Consider the following 25,518-nt stretch of genomic DNA (forward strand, 5'->3'; position numbering starts at 1 on the left):
TGGTTCCAAATAAAAGCTTACATAATTAAAAGTGCTTTGCCGAAATGGTAAAGCACTTTTTGATGTGTAAGAAATGTGTAATGATATTAAATAAATAGGGTAGGTTAGGTGTGAATTGTTTTTAAAGGAAGATCAAAATTTATTAGCATAGAGATGTTATTCCTCTTCCTTTTTCTCCTCCTCTTTTTCCTGTTCTTTCAGCAACAAATTCCGTAAAACATGCGCTCGGTAACTCTCCAACTTCCGTCCTTCATAATAATTAATGCCAAGCTTCTTTAGCTCATACACGTACCAACCTTTTGTTCCGTAATACATAATGAACATTCTCCTTTTAAATTTTTTACAGTATATGCTTGAGCGTAAAAAGGAAAGCTTGTTTTACCTATGGAAAGTGTGGATTTTTCTGCGGCTTTACTCCAAGGAAAAAGGTAATTTCTGCATGCTATAATAATAGAATCAAATTCAAAATATTGGAGGACTTACGATGCCAATCTACAACAAACTAGTACGTGATCGTATCCCAGAAATGATTGAAAGTAACGGAAAAACATTCACAACAAGAACTTTAAATGAAAAAGAATACATAGAAGAAGTATGTAAGAAAACAGGGGAAGAGTTAGCGGAGTATGTAGAAGCAGAAACTCTGGAGCATAAAATAGAAGAACTAGCGGATTTACTTGAGCTTGTAAATGCACTAGCGCAGTATGAAGGCGTAGCGCTAGAAGATGTCGAGAAAGTCCGCAAAGAAAAGGAAGAAAAGCGCGGTGGATTTGGTGGAAGAATTTTTTTGCTTGAGGTAAGTGATAATTAAGTTCAGTAGTTCGTTAGTTACATATTTATTTTAAATGAAAAAGAAGCTGCCCAGCAGTTCGTTATTCAACGATCTTTTGGACACAGCTTCTCTTACATGCCTTGTAGTATTTCAATAACCGCAGTATCTTTTGTTCCGGATTTTTTATAGCTTACAACTCTTAGCGTATATTCATTTCCGCCTTCACCTAGTTTTAGAAATTTAGATTCATTTTTTGTGAGTGTTACAGGATACGCTTTTTGACTACTGTCTCCTTTTCTCACACTTAGTGTTACTTCTTCTTTATTTACGTTTACTTTAGCGTCTACAATGCTTAGTTCTAGATTTTTAACCGGAACGCTTTGTTCACCGTTCGTAACTGTGACGTTAGTCGTACCGTCCGTAGATACGTCTGCTGGCTTTTCAGCTGGCTGTTCAGCTGGCTGTTCAGCTGGCTTTTCAGCTGGCTTTTCAGTTGATTTTTCAGTTGATTTTTCAGTTGGCTGTTCAGCTGGCTTTTCGGCCGGTTGTTCAGTTGATTTTTCAGCTTGCTGTGATTGTTGCTGTTCTATTTTACTGATTTTATTTTGAAGTGCTGTGTTCGTTTTTTGTATTTGTTCTACGTCATTTTTTAAAGGTTTTACTACTCCTACATACAATCCGCCAGCTGCGATAACTGCTCCTACAATACCTGCTATAAATACATTGCTCCGATTCATGCTCTGCCTCCTGATACTTTGTTATTTTTGATTATATGGGAAAATATTACACGATGCAAATTTGGTGTTTAATTAGTGTAATATTTTTGAATCCTAATAAGGTAATAGTATTAATCTGACGCTCTAATTTCTGTATAGTTTTAGAATGAAATTCAAAGTATTGGAAGAATTACGATGCTAGTTTACAACAAGTTGGTAAGTGATTGCATTCCAGATATGATTGAAAGTAAAGGAAAAACATGTACGACAAGAACTTTAAATGAAAAAGAATACATAGAAGAAATACGCAAAAAAACATAAGAAGAGTTAGCGTGATATATAGAAGCGGAAACTGCGGAGTATGAAATAGGGTGCCGCCACATGCTCATCAACTTTTAAGAATGCCTTTTATAATTACTAAGAGATCATTTAGCAATTAAAAGGCTCTTTTTGTATTTCTCAAAATTTATTACCTGCTTTTATTGTAAAATAAATACAAATAAGTTTTTTAATACAAGTAAGAAAAAAGGAGAGAAGGGATAAGGAGCAATCAAGCAAAGAAAAATAGTGTAGTTATTACTACTTTCATTTCAGCATTATTTTTTTGTTTTATATGAATCTTTGTTCGCATTCTCCTTTAGCTGATTCGGGTTCCAGGGCGAATACATTTGGTTCTTTAGATTAGATCATGTATGAAAAAAAGATTAGTTGATTTATATATGATGGGAGGATAAAAATTTATGAATGTATTAATGATTAATTTTCCAGCCGAGGGCCATATAAATCCAACTCTTGGTATCGTAAAAGCATTAATTGATCGCGGAGATTCCGTTCATTACGTAACTACTGAAGAGTTTAAAGAGAGAATTGAAGGCTTGGGTGCGAATGTGTATCTTCATCCTAACCATCTGAAAGGGTTTACACCTCAAAAACTGGTTAATATTCACGAATTTCTACAGGTTCATTTAAAACTTTCCTATGATATTTTGTCTGTCGTTCAAAAACTGGCTAATTCCATATCATTTGATTATGTGTATCATGATACGTTCGGTGCAGGGTTACTAGTCAAAGACTATTTAAACCTGCCATCTGTATCTTCATCATCCTCTTTTGCTATACCGCGAGAGCAATTTTTGAAAATATTAAGAGAGCGTGTAGGTCCACCTTTAAATGCATCATCAGAAATTGAGAAGGAGAATGAGGCTTTAATGGAACAAATTGAGGAATGTTTTGGCGTGAAAGTAAAGGAACCTTTTCAATTTATGATGAACACTGCTGGTTTAAATATTGTCTATACAAGCCGGGAGTTTCAGCCGGGTGGAGAGTCCATGGATAATTCATACGTATTTATTGGCCCCTCTATCGCGAAACGGATGCAAACACATGATTTTCCGTTAGAAGAGTTAAAAGACCAGAAAGTACTGTACATTTCAATGGGTACCGTCTTACAAGGGTTTGAGTCTTTCTTCAAAACTTGTATAGAGGCTTTTAGAGATTTCAAGGGGAAAGTCGTTGTTTCAGTCGGGATGTCGACTGATTTAACCAAACTACAACCTTTTCCAGAAAACTTTATTGTACGTAGATATGTACCACAGCTCGAGGTTTTACAGCATACAGACGCCTTTATTACTCATGGAGGAATGAATAGCACGAGTGAGGCTCTCTATTATGAAGTACCTCTTGTCGTGATACCTCACACATCAGATCAACCTATAATCGCGAATCGATTAGAAGAACTTCAAGCTGGATATAGACTTGATCCGCATGAATTAAGTATGGAAAAGTTAAAAGAAGCTGTACAAGTAGTGTTGTCCAATCCTTCTTACCGAGAAAATGCTAAGAAAGTAAGCAAAAGTTTTAAAGAAGCCGGAGGAGAAAAGAAAGCTCTATTAGCTATAGACAAGTATTTAAAAGAATCCGTTCACTTATTTTCTAAAAGGTGATGGGTGACAAAAGAGTTCCTTACTGAATAATAAAATTTCTGTACTAAGGCTGCAAATGAATGACAGCCCAAAAATTTTCTTCCGTTACCTCTGATAATGTAAGATTCATTCTTTTTCCTATATTTAATGTCAAAGAAAAAAGCTCCTTCCATATAAGAAGGAGCTCCCTACATCAAGCCGACTGTCTCTTAACTCTCTCCAACAAACTAGCTAAAATATGCGTACGATATGACTCTAGTTTTCTGCCTTCATAAGTACGGATACCCAATTTTTTAAGTTCGTTTACGTACCAACCTTTGCTACCGAAATGCATATGATCGCTTCCTTTCTTGTTTTGAGTTGTTCTGATTGTATTTTGAAGTGAAATGATGAATTTCCAGATGAAAGTGGTTAACTTCTCTGTCAAAGACATATATACTAGAAGTAGTATATATCGAGGTGGACTGAACAGCGTGATTATTGAAAAGCACGAAATTCAAATTGATCAGATTACGAGTGGGAAGGTCAATATTTTTACGTTTTATCGTAATAAAAAGCAAATTGACCACCCGTTTTTACAATTGCAGGAGCCTTCTCTTACTGCGAATTATTTTTTTCATTTTCATCTAGATGCGGAAAGTTTACGTCTCTTGCATGAAGAGTTTCCAGGTATTTATCCGTATGACAAAAAAGAGAGTATTCTTGATTGGACGGATAAAATGAAGGATGAGTTAAAGCGCCTTATTCAAGCAGGAATGTGGAATAAGCGCGTTCGATTAGGGAATCGAATCGTAGAAGTTGTGTTTCTGTGGTGTGAAGAAGATGTTGTGTGAAAAAGAAGCGGTCAGACGCTTCTTTTTTTAGCGCTGGAATAAGACAAGCTTTCCGCTTGAAGATGTGCAGCGGTGTGTGTGGTCATACAATTGTTTTTCTCGTAAAATCGTTTCACCTTTTGATTTTGCTTCTGTTTCAGTCGCAGCCTCAAATGATTCGTCTAGTACTTTGGAACCGTCTTTTTCGAAAACTGTTAGTGTGTATACGCCCATGAAAATTCCCTCCAAAATAAATAATCAGAATGTTATAACTATTGTGTCATAAAACGGGCGATTATGCAAAAGAAATATGTGACATTATCGATAATAAGTAAAATGAATTTTGTATATGTTTTATTTTTTAAGAAAAGGGGATATAACCCTTTTTTGTCTTCTTTTCGACGAAATATGACAAATTGAAAGTGTTTCATTTGTTATGATATTTTTACAGAATTAGATAAATATGTAATTACAAAAGCGTTTGTTTTATGCACTAATAAAAAAGAGGGTGAATGAAGTGGAGAAAAATGATGACAAGATTAAGGTAATCTCTCTTGATAGAGAACAAAAGAGAATGGTGGAAGTAGAGGGAAGTAAAACGAGTTTGCAGATGTTGGCGGGATGGAAGATATGAAGAAGGAAACTAAATCTGCACGATATAACAAATGGTATATTTATGTGTTAATTACGATGTCTCTTGCTCTCGTTTATCGCGCTGGGAAATTATATTATCTTCATCAAAAAACAAAGGGAACTACGATGCCGAATATAAGCCAAGAAGATAAGAAGGCTGTTGCTGAGTTTGAAGATAAAGAACTTAAAAAAGAACAAACGAACCTAAGTGTGTATACAGCTGCATTCACATTGCATTCATTAAAAACAAGTGACTTTAGTGAGAATTCGCTTCGCCAAATTGTAGCGGATTCTTATGTGCCAGTTGTTATGGAAAAGGCAGGGCAACCAAGTGTAGAAAAATTAAAAAATTCAAATCCTGCTAAAATTTATAAGGAAGGGGAAAATACGTACCTATCAGTACGAAGTGGCGATAATAGCACTTTTATTTTAGAAATGTCAGGAAAAACAGTGAATCATATTTACGGAGAAAACTGGGATAATAGTGAGCAGGAAATGCAAAGATATCATGAATTACTTAATAAGCTGGAAACACAAGGTGAAGAAGCGAAGGTAAAAAAAGATTAAAGTATAAGCAGGAAAACGTAACGAGCGAGGTAAAAATAAGCTAGATGTTTTTTACATCTGGCTTATTTTCATTGTTTTATAGAAGGTCATGACGTTCAGTCGTTTTTTAGCGTTGGAATAAGCCAAGTATGTGATATTCCATGTTAAAATAGAGCCAAGTATGACGGAGAAAGGACGTTACAGTGTGAAAGAAGTAAAATTTATTCATGCGGCAGATTTGCATTTGGATAGTCCGTTTAAAGGGATGGAACTACATGTACCCGCTTTTATATGGAAAAGAATGAAGGAAAGTACGTTTCGTTCGTTTGCACGCATTGTGGATAAGGCGATTCAAGAGCAGGTTGATTTTGTTTTGCTGGCGGGCGATTTATATGATGCGGAGACAAGAAGTTTGCGGGCACAGGTTTTTGTCCGCGAGCAAATGAAGCGTTTGGCACAGTATGATATTCCGGTATATGTGATTCACGGCAATCATGATCATTTAGGCGGAAGCTGGGCGGCAATTGAGTTTCCTGGTAATGTACATATTTTTACGGAGCCTTATATAGAAGAAAAATCATTTTATAAAAACGGGGAGCTGCTGGCATCCCTTTACGGATTTAGTTATCAGCAGCAAGCTGTGACGGATAATATGACGGAGCAATATCAAAAGATGAGTGATGCGCCGTTTCATATTGGCATGCTTCATGGAAGCGTGGAAGGAGATGCAGAGCATAACCGGTATGCGCCGTTTCAAATTCGTGAATTGAAGGAAAAGCAGTTTGATTACTGGGCGCTTGGTCATATACATAAGCGTGAAGTGTTATCTGAAGAACCGTGCATTGTGTATTCTGGCAATATTCAAGGGAGGCACCGAAAGGAAACAGGAGAGAAAGGTGCGTATGTTGTTTCGTTGTCTAAGCAAGGAACGGAACTCACATTTTTCAGTACGGCAGATGTTGTTTGGGATGAAATTTCTATTCACATTGATGGGTTAGAAACAGTTGATGATTTGATCCATGCATGTACTGATGGTATGAACGATGTTCGAAGAGAAGAGGAAGGTTTGCTTGTGACGATGACGTTTACAGGGCAAGGTCCGCTTGCTTCTTATTTACGTGATGAGAAGCGCGTAGAGGAAGTCCTTCATATTGTGTCGTCAGGTGAAGAGCGCAGCAATTTTGTGCATGTCGTAAAATGGAAGAATGAAACGATTTCATTTGCGGAAATTGAGAAATTAAAGAAAGAGAATCATTTTATTGGCAATGTGCTGCAGGAACTTGAATCGTTTTCGAGTATGGATGAGGTGCTGCGCACGATTTGGACTTCGCCAGTTGCGAGGAAGGTGCTTCATTCATTTTCTGAGGAAGAAAAGAAAGAGATTCAAAAGGGCGCCGAGAATATTATTTTAGAGCAATTACTAGAGCAAGAGAGGAGTAAAGCATGAGAATTGAAAAGCTTCATATTTACGGATATGGAAAATTAGAAAATGTCGAGCTGAACCTTTCCATGCTTACAGTACTGTACGGAGAAAATGAAGCGGGGAAGTCAACGATTCGCTCGTTTCTGAAGAGCATATTGTTTGGTTTTCCGACAAGAGGACAGCGCCGCTATGAGCCGAAGGAAGGCGGAAAATACGGCGGTGCGATTACGGTTTTTACTGAGGAGTATGGAAGGTTAAAGATTGAACGTCTTCCGAAAACAGCGGCCGGGGAAGTGGCAGTTTATTTTGCGGATGGAAAAACAGGCGGTGAGAGTGTTTTAAAGCAGCTGTTAAACGGAATGAATGAACAGCTATTTGATTCTGTTTTTTCATTTGATATGCATGGATTGCAAAATATTCACCATATTGGAGAAAACGATATTGGTAATTATTTATTTTCGGCAAGTGCAGTGGGCAGCGACGGGTTATTACGGCTTGAAAAAATGATTGAGAAAGAAATGGAGCAGCGCTTTAAGCCAAATGGCCGTAAGCCGGAAATTAATGTGGCATTGCAGGAATTAAAAAAGCTGCAAGATCAGCTCGCAGATTGGCAAGGAAAGATTGCGGCGTATGAAGAGCTTGTGAACAAGAAAAAGAGTATAGAAGAGCGCCTTATCGTTATTCGGACGGAGCAGGAAGAAGCGGGAAAACGAAAGCAAGATTATGAAGTGTTAGAAGCGTTGCAGCCGCTGTTTCTAGAAAAACGTGCATGTGAACGCTTTTTAGAGCAACACGTGGGACATACGTTTCCAGTTGAGGGTTTGAAGCGTTATGAAGCGGTAAAAGCACGAATCGAACCGCTTCAGCTGCAAGAAGATGCGCTGCAAAAGAAATTGAATGCAGCTCAAACTGAAATAGAAGCATTGCAAGTAAATGAAGAATTGCTTCAGCAAGATATGTATGTAGAAGAGCTTCGTTTGCAGCACATGTCTTATGAAGCAGCGCTGCAAGAAGTGCGGGATTTGACAGGGCGCATTTCACATATAGAGGAAGAAATACAAGATTTGCAGCAGCAAATCGGAGCAGCTTTTGCGCGTGAGGACGTTCTTTCTTTCAATACGAGCTTGGCTGTGAAGGAAACAATTACGCAGATGATGCAGCAAGCAAAAGAGTTAGAGAAGCGTAAAGAGCAGTTAGATGAAAGATTTAAAACAGCGCAGGAACAGTTAGAGGAACAAGAGGAAGCAGTTAACAGACTAAAGGCGCAGACGATGTCTGAGGAAGAACGGGAGAGACATTTGTCAAAGGTGCAAAGCGCAGCGTCCGAGCAGAGAGGACAAAGGCAGAAACGAAGTAAGACTGCACCGCAGATGAATAAAACGGCGATGATCTTGTTCGTTATGAATGCTCTGCTGCTGCTTGCGGGTGTTTTAACGGATAATCGTAAGTTATTGTTTGTTGGTATTTTTCTTTTAATTGGCCTTGTCGTTTTGTATGTGATGTATATGGGCTCTGCTTCTAAAAGGCTTGAACCAGATGGGCATGAAAGTAATGAAGCACTTGAACTCAGGTATCGCGTTGAGAAAGATGATGAAGTACGGAAGCTATTAGAGCGCGAGGAATTTAAGCTAAAGCAAATTGAGAGAGGATATGAACGCGCTCTTTCCGAATATGATGAGTGGGAGCGTGATTTGTTTCAGGTAAATGAGCAGGTGAAGTCGTATAAAGAGATGTACGCATTACCGGGTAGTTTTACATATGCTCATATATTACCGGCTTTTGAACGAATCGAAAAAATGCAGCAATTGTACCGAGAGCTCGCGAAGCAGCAAGAACGAAAAGAATTGCAGGAAGACATGATTTCGCAGTTTGAACATAAACTAATGAAGCTAACTGTTTCTGCAGAAAGAAACGTGGATACACCGTCATTATTTTTACATGGTATAAGTAAAGATGTGCAGAAAGAAAAGGAAAAGCAATTACAGAAAAAGCAGCTGGAAGAAAAGGTTGCTGCGTGGGAAGAAGAGCATGCGGCAGCGCAGCAGCAACTTCATTATTTCCTAGATGAACGTCAGCAGCTTTGGGATATTGCCGGAACACCTGATGAAGAGTCCTTTTTGGCTGCGGCCAAGCAAGCGGAGCAAATGGAAGAGAAAAAGCAGCAGCTTGATCGATTAATTCCGCAAATGGATTTGCTGGAAGGAAGGTTAATGACTGCGGCGCTGGAAACGGGTTACCGTTTAGAAGGCTATGAAGAGGAACGCCGGAAAGAACAGGAGCAGCTAGACGGGTTGATGCGTGAGGAAAAAGAATTGACGCATACATTGGCAGCCCTGCGTCTTGAAATCTCCCAGTTAGAAGATGGTCGTACGTACGGTGACGTGCTTCATGAATGGGAATTGAAAAAATCACAAGTGCGTGAGCAAGTGAAAAAGTGGGCTGCATACGCTGCGGCAAAGGCTGTATTAAGTAAAACGAAGAAGTATTATCATGAAGTGCAATTGCCGCGCATTTTGCAAAAGGCAGAAGAATACTTTATATATTTAACAGGCGGAAAATATGTGAAAGTCTTTTCGCCAGATGCAGAAGAGCCATTTATTGTAGAAAGAGAAGATGGACTTCGTTTTTACAGTCATGAATTAAGTCAAGCGACAGCGGAGCAGCTCTATTTATCGCTTCGGTTTGCGTTAGCGCATACGTTTGAAGGGCAGTATCCGTTTATTATTGATGACAGCTTTGTACATTTTGATGTACTGCGGACAGAGCGAACTGTGCATCTTATGAAGGAATTAGCGAAAGAGCGGCAAGTCATTTTCTTTACTTGTCATAAACATCTTCTATCTTTCTTTGAAGAAGATGAAATGCAAAGGTTAAACCAGTGAGGTTATGCTATACTAACAATATCGATGACGGTGGAGGAAAACATATGAAAAAGAAAATTGCACAGTATGAAGTTGGTGAGCAAGTCGATTTATATTTAATGATTAAGTCGGCAACAAAAGGAATCGCAAGTAACGGAAAACCATTTTTAACAGTCATTTTACAAGATCAAAGCGGTGACATTGAAGCAAAGCTGTGGGATGTATCACCTGAAGTAGAACAGCAATATGTAGCGGAAGCAATCGTAAAAGTAGCCGGAGATATTCAAAATTATAAAGGCCGTATTCAACTTCGTGTAAAACAAATTCGATTGGCAAATTCGAATGAGGTAACGGATATCTCGGATTTTGTGGAAAAGGCGCCACTCAAAAAAGAAGATATGGTTGAGAAAATTACACAGTACATATTTGAAATGCGTAACTCTAATATTCAGCGCATTACGAGACATTTGCTGAATAAGTATCAAAGTCAATTTTTAGATTACCCAGCCGCAACGAAAAATCATCATGAGTTTGTATCGGGACTGGCGTACCATGTTGTATCCATGCTTGACTTAGCAAAAGCAATTGCGACGCTATATCCGTCTCTTGATAAAGATTTATTGTATGCGGGCGTTATTTTACATGACCTTGGGAAAGTAATTGAATTATCAGGGCCAATTTCAACAACGTATACGTTAGAAGGAAACTTGCTTGGTCACATTTCCATTATGGTAAATGAGATTGGCAAAGCAGCAGACGAGCTGCAAATTGAAGCAGAAGAAATATTAATTCTTCAGCACATCGTCTTATCCCATCACGGCAAAGCAGAGTGGGGCAGTCCGAAGCCGCCGCTTGTAAAAGAAGCAGAGATTCTTCATTACATTGATAACTTAGATGCGAAGATGAATATGATGGATCGTGCACTGAGCCGTACAAAACCAGGTGAATACACTGAGCGTGTCTTTGCACTTGATAATCGTTCGTTTTATAAACCGACGTTTCATAATTAAAAGAGATGGAAAAGAGCCGAATTTATCTTGGGATAAATTCGGCTTTTCATTGTTAGAAACTACATTTTTATATTTTAAGATTTCCGATAGCCTAAAAAACATAGAAGGTTAAAGAATAGTAATCCTCCTGCGATGTACCATGAATATCGGAAAGCTTGAATAAGTTTATATGTTTCCATGTGACTTTGTGAACTCATAAATGTTGCAGAAACTGCAGCACCAAAAGCAATTGCGACGTTTTGCAACATACGTTGTACAGCTCCTATCGTACCTTGTTTTTCTTTGGATACAGACGCCATAACTGATGCAATATTAGCTGGTTGAAATATCCCTCCTCCAATTCCATATAGAAATAATAGGCTAGCTATTATATACGATGACCAATGGGCTTGAATAAAACTTAGTCCAACAAATGCTATAAGCATTACACATAAACCTATTTTCATAAGTAAGTTTGGCCCATAACGTTCTATGAATTTTCCTGCTATTCGCGAGAATATTACTAAACCCAGAGGAGCTGATAATAAAACAAATCCTGTTTGCCAAGGAGCCAATTGCGTAAATGCTTGTAAGAAATAGGGTGGAATAATAAAAATAATTGCTGAGGCCACCCCAAAACCTACTGTTGCAAATATCGGAACTATAAAGTTTGAATGATGGAATAAATGTATATCTATAATAGGGTGTTTTGCTTTGGATTCATGAATGATGAAAATACCTAATAAAATAATGGAAATCATGATGTATCCCCACGTAGATATACTTTTCATTCCTACACTTGATCCATGCGATAAACCAAAAAGTAACAGCAAGGCACTTAAAGTAAAGTATATATTTCCTAATACATCGATAGGTGATGGATGCGTTTCTTCTTTTATAACCCGAGAGGCTTTGTAACAAGCCCAGAATCCAATTAGGCATAATGGAATGTTAATCCAAAAAATCCACCGCCAACTCCCAAGCGAAATGAAAAATCCTCCTGCAGTTGGACCTAAAATAGGCCCTAAGCCTATCATTACTCCTAAGGTACCTAATGCATGACTACGATTCTCAGGGCTGACAAAAGTTGTAATGAGAGCTGCAGATGTAGCTTGTAAAGCAGCGGCACCAATTCCCTGGATGGCGCGAAATACAAGCAATTGCCACATTTCTTGAGATAAACCACATAATATAGAACTAATAAGGAATATGAAAAGCCCCCACAAACATATTCGAATTCGGCCTACGCAATCGCTAATTTTTCCAAGTAAAAGGATAGTAGCACTAAGTGCCATCACATACATGGTTACACTCCATGCTGTTATAGCTACTGTTGAATGAAATTCCTTTTCTAAAAATGGTAAAGCAACAGTGATAATACCAGTATCTAAAGTTGATAAAAACATCCCAATACCAGCTGTCAAGATCACCATTTTTTCACTAAAAAGAGAAGGGGTACGATTTACAACAATATTTGTGTTATTCATTAAGTCACCACAACCTTTTTACCTAATCTAAGCTTGATGGCAATGGGGCTTTCCTCACAAAATCTTTATCCCGCTATTCGCGGACAGTAATACTCCCGCCTCAAAATTCAGTGAAAGAAAAGAAGTAAGGTGAGAGATAAACTGCCCGTAAAAGCCCGATTGGTGAGGGCTAATAATCAGTGGGGGATGAAGAAAACCCCCACTGATTAAAGTTTCACTTTATTTAAGTCTAATCCCATATAAGGGGTCTTTCCAACTCTACCATTCGTAAGTATTGTAAAAACTGACCTGCATGAACGGCATCGTGATAGGCAATTCTTAAAAGCATGTCACCTAAATATCGTTGATAGCCTACATCACTTCTATCAATAAGTCTTGAGTCTAGTTCCTCCGCTGATATGGATTCAACATATTCTATAAAATTGTCAAAATATGATTGCGATAACTCTATCTCTTTTTCAACTGAAGTAATTGGTTCTTCATCGTATGGGGTATGTATTTCTGTCTTTATTGATCCGTTGTTCCTTAAGAGCATATGATAATGGAAACTTGCACTCCACACATGACGAATCATCTCTCCAAAAGACATTGCTTCGTTGTCAGGTTTCCAAGAAAGCAAGCTATCAGGAAGAGACCTCCACAGTTTGATAGAGCGCCTTCTTGTTTCCTTTAAATTTAATATACAAAGCTCAATTGCATTCATGATAAACTCCTCCTTGTTTGTGGATGTAAGATAATTGTATCAAAGGAATAATTAGGGTATCATCGAAATATGAATGTATATCCAAATATCTCATATATGGCAAAACTAATTGCTGAACCTACAAGAGCAATAATTTTAGAGTGTTTAATGAATGGTCAGGCTTTACCAGCTAGTGAATTAGCATATATGGCAAAAGTGTCACATCCAACAATCAGTTCCCATCTTTCTAAATTGGTCGAGGGTAATCTTCTTACTGTTGAACAACATGGTAGACATCGGTACTATAGACTTGCTAATCAAGAGGTAGCAGAAGTTCTTGAAAAATTAGGCACAATTGCACCAACTGTTCCGATTCGCTCTTTGAGGCAGTCCAATGAACTAAAAAAAGTTCGCGCTGCTCGAACATGTTATGATCATCTTGCAGGGGAGCTTGGTGTAAAGATAACTGAGGGACTAATTGATAGACAACTTCTAACCCTAGAAGATGGAGAATACGCTGTGACTGAGCAAGGGAAAAAGTGGTTTTTAAAGTTTGGGATTGATATCGAAAAGGCTAATACAAAAAGGAGGATATTTGCAAAACCTTGTCTTGATTGGAGTGAAAGACGTTACCATATTGCGGGTTGGTTAGGATCTGAAATAGCTAATCTTTTTTTTGAACAGGGATGGATTACAAAAGAAGAAAAAAGTCGGGCAGTCCATCTTACAAACAACGGTAAAAAAGCCTTGCAAGATCAACTAGGTATTGACATAAAGAAAAACGAAAATAAGTCTGTTTAATTCTATGAGCCCGTAAAGTGACGGGCTTTTTCATTGTGGAACCATTAATCATATTTTCCAGAAAATTATTTTATATATTTATCTATTGATTTATTGCGATTTAATATGTAATATCTGAAAGGAATTCCTTTGCGTTCTAATCAAAAGAACGGAATCGTATGTTATATATTTGAAAAAATAAAGTGGAAGGTGTTTTTTAGATATGATTCATTTATTCAAAAGGTTTAGCAATATTGGTATAAGGAAGAAATTAATTTTATCTTTTTTAATTATTTTAATTGTACCTGGATTTATTATTGGCAGTGTGTCCTACCAAACTGCAAAAGAAAATTTTAAAAATCAAATTACTGCAAAAGCAAATGAAAATATTGCTGTTTTAGATACCTTTATTACTCAAAATTTAGAAGCAAAATTTGTGGATGTTTCTCACTTTGCCGATATATTAACAGAGGATACATATCAAGGAGAAAAAATAGAAAACGTAAAAACACAGTTCTCACAATATAGCAGTATCCATCCTGAAGTCGAAGGAATTTATTTTGGCACACAAGATGAAGTGTTTGTAAGAGAGCCTTCTATTCAAATGCCTGAAGGGTATAAACCAACGGATCGCCCATGGTATAAAGATGCCATAAAAGATGGGGATAAAGTAATTGTTACGGCACCATATGAGTCTTCTTCTACAAAAAATATGGTAGTAACGATTGCGAAAAGGACAAAAGATGGAAAAGGTGTTGTCGGAGTTAACTTAAATCTTGCTAATATGTCAAAAACTACAAAAATGTTTAAAATTGGAGAAAAAGGATATGTAACAATTTTAGATCAAAATAGACAAGTTGTAAGTCACCCTACTAGAAAAAGTGGTTCTAAAGTTACAGAAGCTTTTATTAATCCGGCTTATGAGAAACAGCAAGGGTATTTTTCATACAATGATAAAGGAGACAATAAGATACTTTCCTTTAAAACAAATAATAAAACAGGCTGGAAATTTATCGGTGTTATGTATGAAGATGAAATTACGAAGGCAGCTGAACCAGTATTTTATAAAACGTTAATTGTAGTTACAATCTCTGTATTGCTAGGTGGCATACTCGTGTATTTCATCACCAAATCAATTACAGGTCCGTTAAGAGCGATTGTTGTTTCTGCACAGAAAATTAGCCAAGGTGATTTAACAGAAGAAATTGCGATTCATTCTAACGACGAGCTTGGGAGATTAGGAGCTTCCTTTAATGAGATGGCGGCTTCTTTACGCAATGTCATTTCAAAGATGAGTAATTCCGCAGAACATGTTGCTGCTTCAGCAGAAGAGTTGACTTCAAGTGTACGACAAGCAAATGAGGCAACAGATCAAATTACGCTTGCGATGGAACAAGTATCGAGTAGTGCTCAATCACAAAGTCAAGGAGTAGAAGAAGGTGCTGCACTATTACAACAAGTAAATACAGCTATTCAAAACGTAACAGATAGCTCAAAAGTTATTTCTAGTTCTTCAGCATATGCAAGGCAAAAGGCAGAAGAAGGCGGAGAATTGGTACAGCAAACGGCGAGTCAAATGCAATCGATTCATCAGTCTGTTTCACAGTCTGATACTATTATTAAACTATTGGATGAAAAATCAAAACAAATTGGTGCTATTTTAGAAGTGATTCAAAATATTGCACAGCAAACAAATTTATTAGCTTTAAATGCAGCAATTGAAGCAGCAAGAGCTGGTGAACAAGGACGTGGATTTGCGATTGTAGCAGAAGAAGTTAGAAAGTTAGCAGAGCAGTCAGGACAATCATCAGGAGAAATTGCAAAACTGATTACAGAGATTAAAGATGATATAGAATGTACAGTACAATCTATGGATGAAGTGAAAATAGAAGTACAATCTGGCCTTGAAGCTGTAGACAAAACAAAAACAAGTTTCGCAGATATTTTGAATGTTACAAATGATATCGTATCTCAAATTAATCATATGGCAACAACAGCAAAACGCATGTCAGAAGATGCAAATGAAGTTACGGATGCAATTGATGAAATTGCCGCAGCCGCAGAAGAAAATACGGCAAGTATGCAAAATGTTGCTGCTTCTTCGGAGGAACAAATGAACTCAATGGAGGAAATTAGTTCTTCCGCTCAAAATTTAGCGCAAATGTCAGAGGAATTGCAACTTATGATTCAAAATTTTAAATTATAATATACTAGAAGTAAGGTAATTATCATTGCCTTACTTCTTTTTTGTTGTTAGGGACATCGTCATCAAACCCAAAATGCAAAAAAGAGCTGAATTCCCATAGACAACTATGAAAGACTTTTTTAACAAAGTGAACAAACTCTCTAAAAATTAGAGAGTTTGTTTTTTGACTATCAAGTTCAATAATCATTTATTTTTTTTTAAAACTGACAAAACCACTAAAACTGTTACACACAACACACTTATACTCAACAAGGCAGGGTAATATGCAGGTGGTGATTTATCGGGTTGTTGCATACAACTATATGAAACATAAATAAGCATTAATGGAAAGATAATACTTATTATCATTACCATCGCTTTCACCTTAGAAAACATTATTAGCACCTGCCTTTTTTTATCATTGAGAACGCATATAATCATATATATTCGGAAATTTTGTACTCTAAGCGAATTTCAACCTAAAAAAGTCGAATTCCTGTACCTTAAGAAACAATTTGAATCCTCCAGAACAGAACGAATTAGATTTAGATGAGTTACAATTCTATAAATCCAGGTAATACTCCTTTTTTATAACGTTGTATATAATCTTCTTCAATATCGGCAATAACTCTTTTAAAATAAGCAAGGCAATCTCTTATAAAAGATTGCCTTGCTGTAAGTTTTATAGAAAAAGTTCAATTATTGTGTACTGCTTTAGATTTAGTTCTTACAAGATGTGTTTTTTACAGAAAATTAATATTATTTAAATCTCTGCTTAACGATGGGAGCCTACTATTAATATTGTAAAAAATATATTATTGGAGCTGAAAGTAATGAAGAAGAAAACAGTGGCAGGTCTTGTTGCAGGCAGTGTTGTGGCGTTAAGTTCCATTTTTGCAGGATCTACATATTCACTCGCATTTGCTGATCAAAAAAAGAACGACGATACTATAGTTTCGAAAGAAAAGAAATCTGTCGAAACAACAACACCAATTAAACATGTAGTAGTTATTTTTAGCGAGAATGTTTCTTTCGATCATTATTTTGGCACCTATCCAAATGCGAAAAATCCAGCGGGGGAGCCAAAATTCCAAGCAAAGGCTAATACACCTTACGTCAACGGATTGACGAATGAACTCTTAAATCATAACCCGAACCAGTTTAATCCGAAACGTCTCGATCGTTCTCAAGCGATGACGGATGGATATGGACCATGAATACACGGATGAACAAAAAGCGTTTAATGGCGGGAAAATGGATAAGTTTGTAGAGTATACTTCTGGTGGATCAGATAAGTCTTTAGTCATGGATTATTATGATGGAAATACGGTAACTGGGTTATGGAACTACGCCCAAAATTTTGCTATGAGTGATAACTCATTTGGTACAACTTTTGGTCCATCAACTCCGGGTGCACTTAACCTAATTTCTGGACAGACTCATGGAGCAGCAGGATACGAAAACGGCCAAAAATTAGGGGATATTGAGGATAACGTGGTCAATGGAACTGTCATAGGTGATCCGGATCCTTACTTTGATAAAGCCTCAAATCCGAAACGGGCTCAAGCTGAACTAAATGGAAAAAATATTGGGGATTTATTAAATAAAAAAGAATTAACTTGGGGTTGGTTCCAAGGAGGATTTCGCGATACAACTGCACAACATAAGAATATCGCAGGTAAATCCGTCACAGACTATAACCCGCATCACGAACCATTCCAATATTATAAATCTACTTCAAACCCAGATCATTTGCCGCCTTCTTCAGTTGCTATGATTGGCCGCACCGATCAGGCGAACCATCAATATGATTTGGATGATTTTTGGAAAGCGGCGGACACTGGAAATCTGCCAGCAGTAAGCTATTTGAAAGCAGCAAACTATCAAGATGGACATGCTGGATATTCTGATCCGTTAGATGAACAACATTTCATAGTGGATACGATCAATCGTATTCAAAGTTTACCAGAATGGAAGGATACAGCGGTTATTATTGCTTATGATGATTCGGACGGTTGGTATGATCATGTGATGCCTCAAATTGTAAATGGATCAAATGATGCTAAAACAGATGCCTTATACGGACCTGGTGACGCTGGGAAACCGAGACTTGGCGAGTATCTAAATCGTGCAGGGTATGGCCCAAGATTACCGCTTTTAGTTATTTCTCCGTACGCGAAGAAGAATTTCGTAGACCATACATTGACGGATCAAACCTCTATCTTACGTTTTATTGAGGACAACTGGAACTTAGGAAGAATTGGTGATCACTCTTTTGATGCTGTAGCAGGTACTTTAAACAATATGTTTGATTTTAAACATAAGCCTAACAAGGAGAAGCTATTCTTAGATCCGATAACGGGTGAACGAGTAAATCATAATCAATTTGATAAACAAGACGATGATAAACAAAGTTGACTTACTCATAAAAAATAGACTGCGAATTGATGAATGATTCATATTTGAAGATTAGATGAAAAAAAGACAGTTAAGACTGTCTTTTTTTGTTATTTGTATGTAAATTTCTATGTTAAATTTTAATTATCTTGTTTCACTAGTTCATTTGATGATGATTTGTTTAGGAATCTTCACAGTTATCTTTCTTGGTTATCATAATATGTTTTATCGGCGTATTTTTTATCATTTCCTTTTAGATAGGCTAAGATTATTTTTGGACTTTTAAGTAAAGCCCAGTCTCCATATTTATCAAATCTTCTACTTGAAGTTATCATTCCATTTTTAATTGTACCGAATTTTTTATTATTTTGCTTTCCCCATTTTTTTAACCGTTTAGCGAAATCTGCATCTTCTGCCATAAGCATATTTTCATTAAATCCGTTGATTGCCATAAAGTCTTTTCTATAGCACCAAAAAATCCCTACAGATATAGCTCCATATTTAAAAAGCAAGGGGATTATTAATAACATTGCGGAAACGAATATTCCTAAAGATATTCTTTCAAACTTCCCAGTTACCCCGCCGCCAATGTATTTACCTGAAGTTAAATATTTGTCTACATTAGACAACATAGACTCTGTCATTTGGGTATCAGCGTCTATAGTAATGATTATTTCTCCGCTAGCTATTTTGGCCCCTGCATTTCGGATTTTGGATAAGTTTTTATCGTTATTTTTTAATGTAATACAGTTATACGACTTTGCTATTTCCTCTGTTTTATCTGTGCAACGATTTAAAACAACTATGACTTCAGTTTGATCTTTATATGCCTCTGATGCTTTTGCAATTGAGTCCAAACATTTTCTAATGTACTTTTCTTCATTGTGTGCAGGGATTATAATAGAAAACTTCACATCTTTTTTAAAATTGACTCCTGAAGATTCGTTTGTTTCAGTCATAATACTCACCCCTCTATATAAAGTAAATATTTACTATATATAACATATATTAACATGTATAGGGTTGTATTATAGAAAATAAAAGTAAACTATTATACATTAGTTTACTTTTGAGATGAAAAGCTTTTCCTGTATTGTTGGTTGAGGCACGATTTCCGTCAAGATTTTTTGTAAAAGAAAAAGCCGCCACTACTTTTGAATAGCTTATTACTCAGCCCCGCAAGTAAAACTGATTTAAAACAACCCTCATTTTTTGAATTATTTTGTTATCTTAATATAAAATTCATCTTTAAATTATCTGTATATTACAAAAATATTGAAAATTTCATTAATCGATAATAATATGTAAATATCGACAAAAAAGTCGACAACTTATACACAATAGGGGAGGAACTGCGTTGAAAAAGAACAGAAAATTAAAAGCTTTTTCAGTGTTGGCAACAGGGGCTTTGCTAAGTTCTATGTTCGCCTTCGGTGGTCATTCTGCTTATGCTGAATCATCATCAGAGCCATCTAGTTTCATAGATGAGCATTTAATACCGGAGGAACGTTTGGCAAATGCGTTAAAAGAACGCGGGATTATTGATCCTTCTGCATCAGAAGCAGAAACGTCAAAGGCTGTAGAAAAATATGTAGAGAAAAAGCAAGGCGAAAATCCTGGAAAGGAAACAACGCCAGAAGAAAGCCTTACTCAGGAAGCTACTGATTTTATGAAAAAAGTAAAAGATGCGAAAATGGAAGAGAAAGAGAAACAGCATCAGACAAAGAATGGTCCATTAGCTGGGCAAGTACCTGGATTAAATGGAAAGATACATGGAAATGGTAAAGTGCCAACGTCTTCTGCACAGCAAGCGCAATATAACGGGTCTGTTCGTAAAGACAAGGTTCTTGTGTTACTTGTAGAATTTAGTGATTTTAAACATAACAATATCGACCAAGAACAAGGATATATGTATGCAAATGATTTTAATCGTGAGCATTATCAAAGCATGTTATTTGGCGATGAGCCATTTACATTATTTAATGGTACAAAAATTAAAACATTTAAGCAGTACTATGAAGAGCAATCAGGCGGCAGTTATACAGTTGATGGAACTGTAACGGAATGGTTAACTGTTCCAGGGAAAGCTGCAGATTACGGTGCTGATGCTGGAACTGGTCATGACAATAAAGGACCTTTAGGGCCGCGTGATTTAGTAAAAGACGCGTTAAAAGCAGCGGTAGCAAAAGGAATTAATTTAGCAGATTTTGATCAATACGATCAATATGATTACAACGGTAACGGTAATAAAAATGAACCAGATGGAATTATTGATCATTTAATGGTTGTTCACGCTGGAGTTGGACAAGAAGCTGGCGGCGGAAAATTGAAAGATAATGCAATTTGGTCTCATCGCTCAAAACTTGGATCAAAACCTTATGCAATTGCTGGAACGACATCATCTGTTCCAAACTGGGGCGGAAAGATGGCTGCATATGATTACACAATTGAGCCAGAAGATGGTGCAGTTGGTGTATTTGCCCATGAATTTGGTCATGACTTAGGTTTACCGGATGAGTACGATACAAAGTATTCAGGACAAGGTGAGCCGATTGAAGCTTGGTCTATTATGAGCGGCGGCAGCTGGGCTGGAAGAATTGCAGGAACAGAACCAACTAGTTTTTCTCCGCAAAACAAAGAGTTCTTCCAAAAGAATATGCAAGGGAACTGGGCGAATATTGCAGAGGTAGACTACGATAAACTTGGCACAGGTATCGGATTTTCGACGTATTTAGATCAAAGTGTTACAAAATCAAAACGTCCAGGAATTATTCGTGTAAATTTACCGGATAAAAAGTTGAAAAATATTGAACCAGGTTTTGGAAAGAAATTTTATTATAGTACAAAAGGAAATGATATACATACAACATTAGAGACGCCATTATTCGATTTAACAAATGCAACGAATGCGAAATTTGATTACAAAGCATTCTACGAACTGGAAGCAAAATATGATTTCCTTGACGTATACGCGATTACGGAAGATGGAACGAAAACAAAGATTGATAGAATGGGTGACAAAGACATAAAGAATGGCATGGACACAACGAATGATAAGTGGATTGACAAGTCTTATGATTTAAGTCAATTCAAAGGAAAGAAAGTAAAACTACAATTTGAATATTTAACAGATGTTGCTGTAGCTTACAGAGGCTTTGCGCTTGATAATGCTACTTTAACGGTAGACAATAAAGTTGTTTTCTCTGATGATGCAGAAGGACAACCAAGCTTTACTTTAAAAGGATTTACTGTTTCTGATGGATTTGAGCAGAAGAAAAATAATTATTATTTAGAGTGGAGAAACTATGCAGGTTCTGACGAAGCGCTGCAATATGGACGCGGTCCAGTTTACAATACAGGACTTGTTGTATGGTATGCAGATCAAAGCTTTACAGATAACTGGGTTGGTGTGCATCCAGGTGAAGGATTCCTTGGAGTAGTAGATTCTCATCCGGAAGCGATTATTGGAACGTTAAATGGCCAACCAACTGTGAAAAATAGTACTCGTTATCAAATTGCAGATGCTGCGTTCTCGCCTGATCAAACGCCAGCATGGAAAGTAAATTCACCAACGCGCGGAATCTTTGATTATAAAGGATTACCAGGCGTGTCTAAATTTGATGATTCTAAATCATATATGAACAACGTAATTCCAGATGCAGGACGAAAACTTCCAAATCTAGGATTGAAATTTGAAGTAGTAGGTCAAGCTAATGATAAATCAGCAGGGGCAGTTTGGGTTCATCGATAAGTTGAAACTCGCCTTAGAAAGTTATTAGTTTACTATAATTCATATGCAACTTAGAAATAAGAGTAGTCATTTCAACTACTCTTATTTCTTTTATTTTAGTACTTACAATTCGTTTTATCGCACCTTAATCCACTGGTGGAATGTATGATTCACATTATGTTACGGGCAATATGTAAGACAATCCAAATTAAATATAGTAGTCATAAAACCTTCCTTTCATTCATACAGTGAAACTAACAAAGCTTGTCTTATGAAAGGAAGGAATTTGAATGGAAACTTTACCATGGTGGATTTATCTTATTATTATCGGTATCGTTGTGAGCGGTTATATGGTCTTATATACGTCGAAAAAAGAGCAAGAAATTGATAATGAGTTTATTGAAAAAGAAGGCGAAATATATATGAGACGTTTAGCAGAAGAACGGGAACGACGTCATCAGGATAAGAATGAGGATTCTGTATTGCTATAATAATCGTATGTTAGAGGGTGAGTAGCCGAACGATCGGTTGCCATCCTTTTTTTATGGTATTTGTGAGATGAATGCATCAATGTTTTTTATGATATATCCGCGATTCTTTACAATTCTAATGTCCGCTAATGCTTAGTGCATCTTTTGGTTTCCTTGCTATATACAGTTCTGAATGATTGTTAAAAATAACCATTTATACTAAAATTAAACTATGAAACTGAAAAATAAACAACTCCAAAAAATAGACATTTATTCCGCTATTCGCGGGCAGTAAGTTCCCCATCTCTATGTAAAGGAGCGCGATTGCTATCCATCGAAAAGAAATAAAATCTTGAAGGAGGAACTAAGGCTATGAAAAGCTCTAAATCAATATCATTGGAATCCACATTTGATGAATCCTCTCCAGCGCTGCAGCTTCTTAATTTGTATAAACGATTCGGCGATTCAATTGCAGTCAATCATATTGACTTAATAGTACCAAGTGGCTCATTTTACGGAGTGGTTGGACCAAATGGAGCAGGTAAGACTACTTCACTGTCAATGGCTGTAGGATTACTAAGACCGGATGGTGGGGATGCTAAAATTTTTGGTGTCGATGTCTGGAAAAATCCAACGCATGCTAAAATGCTGGTTGGCGTATTGCCAGATGGGCTATCTATGCCAGAAAGGCTTACTGGACGCGAACTATTAACATATATAGGGTTATTGAGAGGGATGGATGTCAAGGAAGTGGCTCATCGTACAGAGGAACTACTTACAGTACTGGAATTGAATCATGCTGAAAAAACGCTAGTTATCAATTACTCTACTGGAATGCGTAAAAAAATCGGGCTAGCTCTTGCACTTCTTCATGCTCCAAAGTTGCTTGTTCTTGACGAACCATTTGAGGCTGTAGACCCCATTTCTGCAGCTACTATTAAAAAGATTTTACAGAGATTTGTTGCTTCAGGTGGTTCTGTAGTATTCTCTAGCCACGTTATGGCGTTGGTTGAACAACTGTGCGACCACATTGCCGTTATCACCAAAGGGCGTGTGGTTACGTCAGGAACAATGGACGATGTTTGTGGTGAACAAAGTCTTGAAGAAGCGTTCGTTCGGTTAGTAGGCAGTCGTACCGCTCTAGGAGGGGAATTGTCTTGGTTAGTGTATTAGTCCGAATGAAGTTAACGATACTTAGGCATTCGATGAATGGAGGTAGAGCCGTCCTCCTGATTATGGGTGGATTATTTGGCCTATTACTAGCGATTGGAACTGTCCTGCTTTTTGCTTCTGCTAATCCTACCGTATCGAAGGATATTCTCTACATTGTCTTTGCAGTATGGACTATCGGCTGGATAATGGGACCGATGCTCACCGGTGGAGACGGGCTATTACGTCCGGAATATTTCATGTTACTCCCACTTAACTCGTATAAACTGGCTAGGGCATTACTTGTTGCAGCTTTTATAGGATTAGGACCACTAATTAGTCTAGTAGCCTTTATGGGTCTTTTATTGTACGCAGCACATCTTAACCTAGGGGCAATTATAGTTGCTGTTCCGGCAATTATTTTACAATTAGTCTTTGTAGTGCTGCTATCAAAAGTAGTGATTAGTATCATGGGCGAGACCATGAAATCTCGGGTCGGTATGGAGATTGGAGCGATGCTCATTGGTTTTGTTATAGCGTTTTTAAACGTGGGTTGGTATGCACTTCCTGCCATCAACTCGATAACAATAAAAAAATTTACTATACTGTACATCTTCCCGTCGAGCTGGGCAATATTTGCTGTAGAGCAGGCTAGTCAATCAAATTGGGTATTAGCTTCTGTTTCTTTACTTGTGCTAACCATACTTTGCGGACTTCTGTTTTACATATGGGCGAAATTATTGACAAGAAGTACAACGACAAATTTTACAAAAATAAAAGGTTGGACTACTGCGAAAAATCATAGGAACGCTCTCCGAATCCTTCCAGAAACTAAAATAGGAGCAATAATGACTAAGGAACTACAATGTTGGGAAAGAGATCCACAGCGTGGTCGTTTCCTCCGGATGGGTCTATGGACAGGGCTGTTCTATGGCTGCCTAGTTACGATTGCTGGTATACCTAGCTTAATGCCGTGGGCAGGAGTCATTATGATTGTTTTCACAAGTATGTTTGCCTGTAATTTATATGGTTTTGATGGGAGTGCATTGTGGCTGACATTGATGACTCCTGGTGCAGAACGGATCGATGTACGCGGTCGACAAGGAGCTTGGTTACTGGTTGTCAGTCCAGTTGCTATTGTAGCGACAGTTATTTTCACTACGTCTAGCGGACTTACTTGGGTTTACCCATGGGTGTTCGCATTCATTCCTGCATTACTGGGCGGGGCTGCAGGTCTTATTGTATTGTTATCGGTATTTAACTTAATCCCGATAACAGATCCGCAAAGGCGGGGGCGTAGTACGATTGTATCCGGTGACGATATGAATGCTGGTAAAATGTTTCTAACAACTTGGCTTATGATGGTGATGGTGCTAGCAACTGCTATACCTGCTTTGGTAGTTGTATGGATTGGGACATTGCTTCATTTAAACCTTTTGCAATGGATGGGTGTACCTACTGGTATTTGTACTGGAGCGTTTTTTGCCTGGTGGTTTGGCCGCATTGCTTATGTAAAGCTTGAAGCAAGTGGCCCTGAATTATTAGCTAAAATGAAAAATGGCATGGGAACTCAGCGAGGGGATCGTGAAAAGAAAGTACAAAATAAAGCGACTGAATTACCTAAGAAAAAACTTGCCGTTGTTGCACTTCTTGTGTTTGTCGGTATCTTTTTTTTAATTCATCAAAGTATAGTACCATTCGTTTTTGAAATACTTAGTATCGATGAAAAAGTACGTCTTTTCTTTCTTCCGCGTTATCTTCCACACATAGCTCGAATTCCTGTAATCATTGTATTTGCTGTATTAGGTCTAGCTTCTTTATATAAGGCTATATTAATCAAGAAAAAACATGTAAAAGAACATCAGAAGGTAAACGGTGGGATGTAAACTGTGATTTTTATTCAAGTTAATAAAATGATAGCATTCAAAAGTGGAAAAAACGCCATTCTTATTGAAAAGAAAAAA

Annotated in this window: 23 protein-coding genes; 16 read left to right on the plus strand and 7 right to left on the minus strand. The window is 37.3% G+C overall.

Annotated features, from left to right (window positions below):
- Positions 1–156: 156 nt before the first annotated feature.
- Positions 157–315, minus strand: coding sequence for a DUF2639 domain-containing protein (locus tag AB1284_RS03160; RefSeq protein WP_429751742.1), 159 nt, complete (start codon positions 313–315; stop codon positions 157–159).
- A 169-nt stretch (positions 316–484) separates the two neighbouring features.
- Between AB1284_RS03160 and AB1284_RS03165 the strand changes: the two genes are divergently transcribed.
- The gene (locus tag AB1284_RS03165) at positions 485–811 is read left to right on the plus strand and encodes a nucleoside triphosphate pyrophosphohydrolase (protein WP_429751740.1); all 327 of its coding nucleotides are present in this window, start codon (positions 485–487) and stop codon (positions 809–811) included.
- A 92-nt stretch (positions 812–903) separates the two neighbouring features.
- Here AB1284_RS03165 and AB1284_RS03170 read toward each other — a convergent pair whose 3' ends face one another.
- Positions 904–1,509 carry a hypothetical protein gene (locus tag AB1284_RS03170; protein ID WP_429751739.1) on the minus strand — a complete coding sequence of 202 codons (606 nt, stop codon included), beginning with the start codon at positions 1,507–1,509 and terminating at the stop codon, positions 904–906.
- A gap of 174 nt (positions 1,510–1,683) precedes the next feature.
- On the opposite strand from AB1284_RS03170, the gene AB1284_RS03175 reads away from it, so the two are divergent.
- Together AB1284_RS03175 and AB1284_RS03180 are read left to right on the plus strand one after the other, a co-directional pair.
- On the plus strand, positions 1,684–1,809 hold the full coding sequence (locus AB1284_RS03175) for a hypothetical protein (protein ID WP_429751737.1): 126 nt from the start codon (positions 1,684–1,686) through the stop codon (positions 1,807–1,809).
- A 419-nt stretch (positions 1,810–2,228) separates the two neighbouring features.
- Positions 2,229–3,431, plus strand: coding sequence for a macrolide family glycosyltransferase (locus AB1284_RS03180; protein WP_429751735.1), 1,203 nt, complete (start codon positions 2,229–2,231; stop codon positions 3,429–3,431).
- 172 nt (positions 3,432–3,603) lie between these two features.
- Here AB1284_RS03180 and AB1284_RS03185 read toward each other — a convergent pair whose 3' ends face one another.
- Entirely contained in the window at positions 3,604–3,744 is a 141-nt protein-coding gene (locus AB1284_RS03185; protein ID WP_429751733.1) for a YflJ family protein, read from the minus strand.
- Positions 3,745–3,883: 139 nt separating this feature from the next.
- On the opposite strand from AB1284_RS03185, the gene AB1284_RS03190 reads away from it, so the two are divergent.
- Positions 3,884–4,243, plus strand: coding sequence for a hypothetical protein (locus AB1284_RS03190; RefSeq protein WP_429751731.1), 360 nt, complete (start codon positions 3,884–3,886; stop codon positions 4,241–4,243).
- A 27-nt stretch (positions 4,244–4,270) separates the two neighbouring features.
- Here AB1284_RS03190 and AB1284_RS03195 read toward each other — a convergent pair whose 3' ends face one another.
- Positions 4,271–4,456, minus strand: coding sequence for a YhzD family protein (locus AB1284_RS03195; RefSeq protein ID WP_377882603.1), 186 nt, complete (start codon positions 4,454–4,456; stop codon positions 4,271–4,273).
- Positions 4,457–4,852: 396 nt separating this feature from the next.
- Here AB1284_RS03195 and AB1284_RS03200 point away from each other — a divergent pair, with 396 nt between their 5' ends.
- From AB1284_RS03200 to yhaM, 4 genes are all read left to right on the plus strand, one after another.
- Positions 4,853–5,422, plus strand: coding sequence for a hypothetical protein (locus AB1284_RS03200; RefSeq protein WP_429751729.1), 570 nt, complete (start codon positions 4,853–4,855; stop codon positions 5,420–5,422).
- 184 nt (positions 5,423–5,606) lie between these two features.
- Positions 5,607–6,848, plus strand: a complete 1,242-nt coding sequence (locus AB1284_RS03205) for a metallophosphoesterase family protein (RefSeq protein WP_429751728.1) — start codon at positions 5,607–5,609, stop codon at positions 6,846–6,848.
- Positions 6,845–9,706 carry an AAA family ATPase gene (locus AB1284_RS03210; RefSeq protein ID WP_429751726.1) on the plus strand — a complete coding sequence of 954 codons (2,862 nt, stop codon included), beginning with the start codon at positions 6,845–6,847 and terminating at the stop codon, positions 9,704–9,706. The genes AB1284_RS03205 and AB1284_RS03210 overlap by 4 nt, the downstream gene beginning before the upstream one ends.
- A gap of 44 nt (positions 9,707–9,750) precedes the next feature.
- Positions 9,751–10,695, plus strand: coding sequence for a 3'-5' exoribonuclease YhaM (gene yhaM, locus AB1284_RS03215; protein WP_429751724.1), 945 nt, complete (start codon positions 9,751–9,753; stop codon positions 10,693–10,695).
- Between the two features lie 74 nt (positions 10,696–10,769).
- Here yhaM and AB1284_RS03220 read toward each other — a convergent pair whose 3' ends face one another.
- Positions 10,770–12,161: an MFS transporter gene (locus AB1284_RS03220; RefSeq protein WP_429751722.1), complete on the minus strand. Its 1,392-nt coding sequence runs from the start codon at positions 12,159–12,161 to the stop codon at positions 10,770–10,772.
- Between the two features lie 229 nt (positions 12,162–12,390).
- Positions 12,391–12,864 carry a DinB family protein gene (locus AB1284_RS03225; protein WP_429751720.1) on the minus strand — a complete coding sequence of 158 codons (474 nt, stop codon included), beginning with the start codon at positions 12,862–12,864 and terminating at the stop codon, positions 12,391–12,393.
- A 69-nt stretch (positions 12,865–12,933) separates the two neighbouring features.
- Here AB1284_RS03225 and AB1284_RS03230 point away from each other — a divergent pair, with 69 nt between their 5' ends.
- From AB1284_RS03230 to AB1284_RS03245, 4 genes are all read left to right on the plus strand, one after another.
- Positions 12,934–13,644, plus strand: a complete 711-nt coding sequence (locus AB1284_RS03230) for an ArsR/SmtB family transcription factor (RefSeq protein WP_429751718.1) — start codon at positions 12,934–12,936, stop codon at positions 13,642–13,644.
- Positions 13,645–13,846: 202 nt separating this feature from the next.
- Positions 13,847–15,829 (plus strand): methyl-accepting chemotaxis protein, encoded by a 1,983-nt coding sequence (locus AB1284_RS03235; RefSeq protein WP_429751716.1) that lies wholly within the window; start codon positions 13,847–13,849, stop codon positions 15,827–15,829.
- 812 nt (positions 15,830–16,641) lie between these two features.
- Entirely contained in the window at positions 16,642–17,025 is a 384-nt protein-coding gene (locus AB1284_RS03240) for an alkaline phosphatase family protein (protein WP_429751714.1), read from the plus strand.
- A complete protein-coding gene (locus tag AB1284_RS03245) occupies positions 17,015–18,226 on the plus strand; it encodes a phospholipase C (RefSeq protein WP_429751712.1) in 1,212 nt (403 codons plus the stop codon). Before AB1284_RS03240 ends, AB1284_RS03245 begins: the two co-directional genes overlap by 11 nt.
- A gap of 176 nt (positions 18,227–18,402) precedes the next feature.
- Here AB1284_RS03245 and AB1284_RS03250 read toward each other — a convergent pair whose 3' ends face one another.
- Positions 18,403–19,164 carry a glycosyltransferase gene (locus tag AB1284_RS03250; RefSeq protein WP_429751710.1) on the minus strand — a complete coding sequence of 254 codons (762 nt, stop codon included), beginning with the start codon at positions 19,162–19,164 and terminating at the stop codon, positions 18,403–18,405.
- Positions 19,165–19,562: 398 nt separating this feature from the next.
- Here AB1284_RS03250 and AB1284_RS03255 point away from each other — a divergent pair, with 398 nt between their 5' ends.
- The 4 genes from AB1284_RS03255 (at position 19,563) to AB1284_RS03270 (ending at position 25,440) form a co-directional block, all read left to right on the plus strand.
- Positions 19,563–21,956: an immune inhibitor A domain-containing protein gene (locus AB1284_RS03255; protein ID WP_429751708.1), complete on the plus strand. Its 2,394-nt coding sequence runs from the start codon at positions 19,563–19,565 to the stop codon at positions 21,954–21,956.
- Positions 21,957–22,225: 269 nt separating this feature from the next.
- Complete coding sequence (locus tag AB1284_RS03260; RefSeq protein WP_429751706.1) at positions 22,226–22,426, plus strand: sporulation YhaL family protein; 201 nt, start codon at positions 22,226–22,228, stop codon at positions 22,424–22,426.
- Positions 22,427–22,777: 351 nt separating this feature from the next.
- Complete coding sequence (locus AB1284_RS03265) at positions 22,778–23,578, plus strand: ABC transporter ATP-binding protein (protein WP_429751704.1); 801 nt, start codon at positions 22,778–22,780, stop codon at positions 23,576–23,578.
- Positions 23,563–25,440, plus strand: a complete 1,878-nt coding sequence (locus tag AB1284_RS03270; RefSeq protein WP_429751702.1) for a hypothetical protein — start codon at positions 23,563–23,565, stop codon at positions 25,438–25,440. Before AB1284_RS03265 ends, AB1284_RS03270 begins: the two co-directional genes overlap by 16 nt.
- Positions 25,441–25,518 lie beyond the last annotated feature (78 nt).

This window comes from Bacillus sp. S2(2024) (assembly GCF_050474045.1).
GTDB lineage: Bacteria > Bacillota > Bacilli > Bacillales > Bacillaceae_G > Bacillus_A > Bacillus_A yunxiaonensis.